General features: G+C 68.9%; 4 protein-coding genes. All 4 read right to left on the bottom strand.

Features of this window, described 5'->3' with window-relative positions:
* Positions 1-14: 14 nt before the first annotated feature.
* Positions 15-551, bottom strand: coding sequence for a cytochrome b (locus DBR20_RS06870; protein ID WP_108265664.1), 537 nt, complete (start codon positions 549-551; stop codon positions 15-17).
* Complete coding sequence (locus tag DBR20_RS06865; RefSeq protein ID WP_108265663.1) at positions 548-1,654, bottom strand: catalase family peroxidase; 1,107 nt, start codon at positions 1,652-1,654, stop codon at positions 548-550. The genes DBR20_RS06870 and DBR20_RS06865 overlap by 4 nt, the downstream gene beginning before the upstream one ends.
* 193 nt (positions 1,655-1,847) lie before the next feature.
* Positions 1,848-3,215, bottom strand: coding sequence for a M17 family metallopeptidase (locus tag DBR20_RS06860; RefSeq protein ID WP_108265662.1), 1,368 nt, complete (start codon positions 3,213-3,215; stop codon positions 1,848-1,850).
* Positions 3,216-3,218: 3 nt separating this feature from the next.
* Positions 3,219-3,830 (bottom strand): HAD-IA family hydrolase (locus DBR20_RS06855; RefSeq protein WP_258223233.1); only part of this gene is annotated, 612 nt, incomplete at its 5' end.

Genomic DNA, 3,830 nt, shown 5'->3' with positions numbered 1-3,830 from the left:
GCAGCCGAACCCAGTCAATCCTTCCCGCGCGCCATCGCCTGGAACACGCCATCGCGGCGCACCCACAGGTGGAACAGCGCCGCACCCACGTGCATCAGCACCGTGGCGAACAACACGTAGGCCAGCAGGCTGTGCGCATTGCGCAGCGCGGCGTACAGCGCTGGCGTGTGCGGCACGATCGGCGGCAGGTGCAGGTCGCCGCCCAGCACGATCGGGTAGCCGCCGGCCGACAGCATCGCCCAGCCGATCAACGGCATCGCCAGCATCAACGCGTACAGCATCCAGTGCGAAGCCTTCGCCGCCAGCACCTGCCATGCGGGAAGATCCGCCGGCAGCGGTGGTGGACGGTGGCGCAGGCGGTTGTACAGCCGCAGCACCACCAGCAGCAGGATGGCGATGCCCAGCGGACGGTGCAGGTCGATCAGCATCGGCCGCAGGTGCAGCGAGGCGACCATGGTCACGCCGACGAACAGCATCGCGATGATCATCAGCGCCATGGACCAGTGCAGCACCCGGGCGAGCAGGTTGAAGTGGCCGTTGCCGGTGTTCATCGTGCAGCCTCCTTCGGTTGCTCGACGTTGCCGCTGGCGCGCTCGCGTTCGCGGCGGTTGAAGGATTGCGAATACACCGCCGAGCGTGCAGCCAGGATCGGGTCGTCACTGCCGCGCACGCCGCTGGGCACGATCAACGGGTCGAAGTTGAGCTGGCCGCAGACACCTTCTTCCTGCGACTGCATGCGGTCGAGGCTGAGCACACCGGCCACCACCTGATCGCGCGATTCCGGCCACGGCACCGAGGGGTCATCGATGGCATCGCCGGGCGCAGCCAGGCTGACCACCAGGTTCCAGCGCACCGGGCCGGTCGCCAGGCGTTGCTGCAGTTCCTCGCTGAGGAAATCGACGTTGGCCTGCTTGCGTGCGTCCGCATCCATCTCCACCACCGGTGCCTGCGGCTGCCAGCGCCAGCGCACCGCGCGCTTCTGCCCCTGCGCGTTGGTGAACCAGAAGCTGTTGACGCTGTTGAAGGTGGTGTTGGCCCAGCTGCTGGTCCACGGTGCGCTCTTGGCCCACTGCTGGAAGGCCTGCGCGCTGGGGTATTTCGCCAGTACGGCGGCCATCTTCTGCGGGTCGGGCTTGCCGGTGGCCGGGTCCGGAATCTGCGCGCGGGTCTGCTCGTAGAAGGCTTCGGCGGTGGGCACGGCGAAGAACGGGAAGCTGTTCATCGCCATCCGCCATTCCTGGCCGTCATCGCCGACCAGCTGCACGGCAATGCTGCGCACCCGCGCGCTGCCATCGGCGCCGTGCGGATCGCCGCCGCCGATCGACAGCCGGCCCAGCACCGGTACCTTGGACTGCGAGAACACTCGTGCATTGGAGAGTGTTGGCGCCTGCGCGCTGGGTTCGAACCAACCGCTCACGCACACGCCCTTGCTGTGCGCGCGGCGGAAGCCGGGATGCGCAGGGCCGGTGGCCTCGATGGTGTCGGTGAAGCGCTGCGCGGTCAGCCGGTCGTGGCCGATCCAGCCAGCCAACCAGGCGAAAGCGAGGGCGACGATGCCCAGGATCAGCGCGATCAGGGCGATCCAGGGCAGCGGTGAATGCTTGCGCGGTGACTGCGGCCCTTGGCCGGCGCGGGTGTAGCGGAAGAGCGACATGGTCGGAGTCCTGCCTTCACGGACGTGTGGGTGGGCGACCACCACATCCTCGCAGAACCCGGCCGGAGCCGAAATTCAATTTTTCGTCAGATTTGCCGGGTGATGCGGTGCCGACCAAGGTCGGCACCCACCGGAATTGCGGATCAGCACCCGCCCCGGCATCGGTAGCGCCGGGCCAAGCCCGGCGGTTGCATCAGGCGTAACGCGCTTTCAGCATTGCCCAAGCCGAACGCAGGGCGAGGGCTTCGCCACCCGCCGGGCGGCCCGGGCGCTCGCCATCGTTCCAGGCATACACGTCCAGATGTGCCCAGCGCTGGCCATCTTCCAGGAAGCGTTCCAGGTACAGCGCGGCGGTCACCGAGCCGGCCATGCGCGAGCCGGCGTTGGCCAGGTCGGCAATGCCGCTGCTCAGGTAACGCAGGTAGGGGCGCCACAGCGGCATGCGCCAGACCGGGTCGCGGGTGGCATCACCAGCCTGCAGCCACTGCTGGGCGAGCGTGTCATCGTTGCTGAACAGCGCCGGCAGATCCGGGCCCAGCGCGATGCGTGCTGCGCCGGTCAGGGTGGCGAAGTCCAGCACCAGGTCCGGCTTCTGCTCGCCGGCGAAGGTCAGCGCGTCGCACAGGATCACCCGGCCTTCGGCGTCGGTGTTGTCGATCTCCACGCTCAGGCCCTTGCGGGTGGCGATCACTTCGCCCGGACGGAAGGCATCCGGGCCGATCGCATTTTCCACCGCCGGAACCAGCAGGGTCAGGCGCACCGGCAACTGCTGGGCCATCACCAGCCCGGCCAGTGCCAGCGCGTGTGCGGCGCCGCCCATGTCCTTCTTCATGTTGCGCATGCCATCGGCCGGCTTGATGTCCAGGCCGCCGGTATCGAAGCACACGCCCTTGCCGACCAGCGCCAGCGCCGGGTCGGACTCCTTGCCCCAGCGCAGCACGATCAGCCGCGGCGCGCGGTGCGAGGCACGGCCCACCGCATGGATGGCCGGGAAGTTCTGCGCCAGCAGTTCGTCGCCGGTGATGGCTTCAACCTGCGCGCCGTGCGCTTCAGCCAAGGCACGCGCGGCATCTTCCAGCTGCTGCGGGCCCATGTCTTCGGTCGGCGTGTTGACCCAATCACGCACGCGCAGGCTGGCGGCGATCAGGTCGGCCACCTCGCCGGTCGGTGCGGCAACCAGCTGGGCCGGCGTGCGGTTGCGCTTGCGGTAGCGGTCGAAGCGGTAACTGCCCAGGCCCCAGCCCAGCTGCAGCAGCGCCTGTTCGGCGGCCGGCAGTTCGCTGGCCAGCTGCCACACGCTGCCTTCCGGCAGGGCATGCGGTGCATGGGCGTAGCTGTAGGCATCGCCGCGATCGCCAACGCCGATCACCGCGCCCGCAAGGCCATCGGCGCCGGGCAGCAGCGCGACGGAATGCGCGCCGGCAGTGAACCCCTGCGACTTCAACCACGCCTGGGTTGCAGCGGACTGGCTGTTCTTCCACGCCTCGAACTGGCTGCGGTCCAGCACGTGCAACGGCAGCGCGGCGGTGGTGTCGGCGGTGAAACCAGTGATCTCGCTCATGCGTCAGGTACTCCGGGATTCGTCAGCGTCGGCGGCGTCGAGGTTGGCATCGAGCCAATCGGCCAGGCCGGTGAGGGTGTCGAACTGCAGGTCAGGTTGCAGCTGCGGATGGTTCCAGGTGGCCGCTTCGCGGTTGATCCAGCAGCCGCGCAGGCCGGCAGCCATCGCGCCGGCCACGTCCATCTCCACGTGGTCGCCCACGTGCAGCACCTGCGCCGGGGCGACGCCCAGGCGGTCGCAGGCAGCGTGGAAAATGCTCGCTTCGGGCTTGGCCGCGCCATGCTCGCGCGCGCCCAGCTGGAAGCTGAAGTGATGGGCCAGGCCGATCCGTTCCAGGTCGGCGTTGCCGTTGCTCAATGCGGCCACCGGCACCCGCGCGGCGATCCGCGCCAGGGCGTCGAGCGCATCGGGGTAGCACTCCACCTGGTTGCGCGCGGCGTAGAACACGTCATACGCCGGTTCCAGAAGGTCCAGACTGGCGCCACTGTTTTCCAGCGCCTCCTGGATCGTCAGCCGGCGCAGCGCGCTCAGGTCGAAATGCAGGTGGGGGTTGTCGCGGAACGAGCGCTCGCGCAGTTCGCGCATGGCCGCCACCGGATACATCGCGGCGGTGGC

It is taken from the genome of Stenotrophomonas sp. HMWF023 (assembly GCF_003060985.1).
In the GTDB taxonomy this organism is placed as follows: domain Bacteria; phylum Pseudomonadota; class Gammaproteobacteria; order Xanthomonadales; family Xanthomonadaceae; genus Stenotrophomonas; species Stenotrophomonas lactitubi.
This window is presented reverse-complemented; position numbering and strand designations above follow the sequence as displayed.

What these genes read in the sequence shown, in the direction of transcription:
- DBR20_RS06870 (WP_108265664.1), bottom strand. Translation starts at nt 551, where the DNA reads ATGAACACCGGCAACGGCCACTTCAACCTGCTCGCCCGGGTGCTGCAC.
- DBR20_RS06865 (WP_108265663.1), bottom strand. Translation starts at nt 1,654, where the DNA reads ATGTCGCTCTTCCGCTACACCCGCGCCGGCCAAGGGCCGCAGTCACCG.
- DBR20_RS06860 (WP_108265662.1), bottom strand. Translation starts at nt 3,215, where the DNA reads ATGAGCGAGATCACTGGTTTCACCGCCGACACCACCGCCGCGCTGCCG.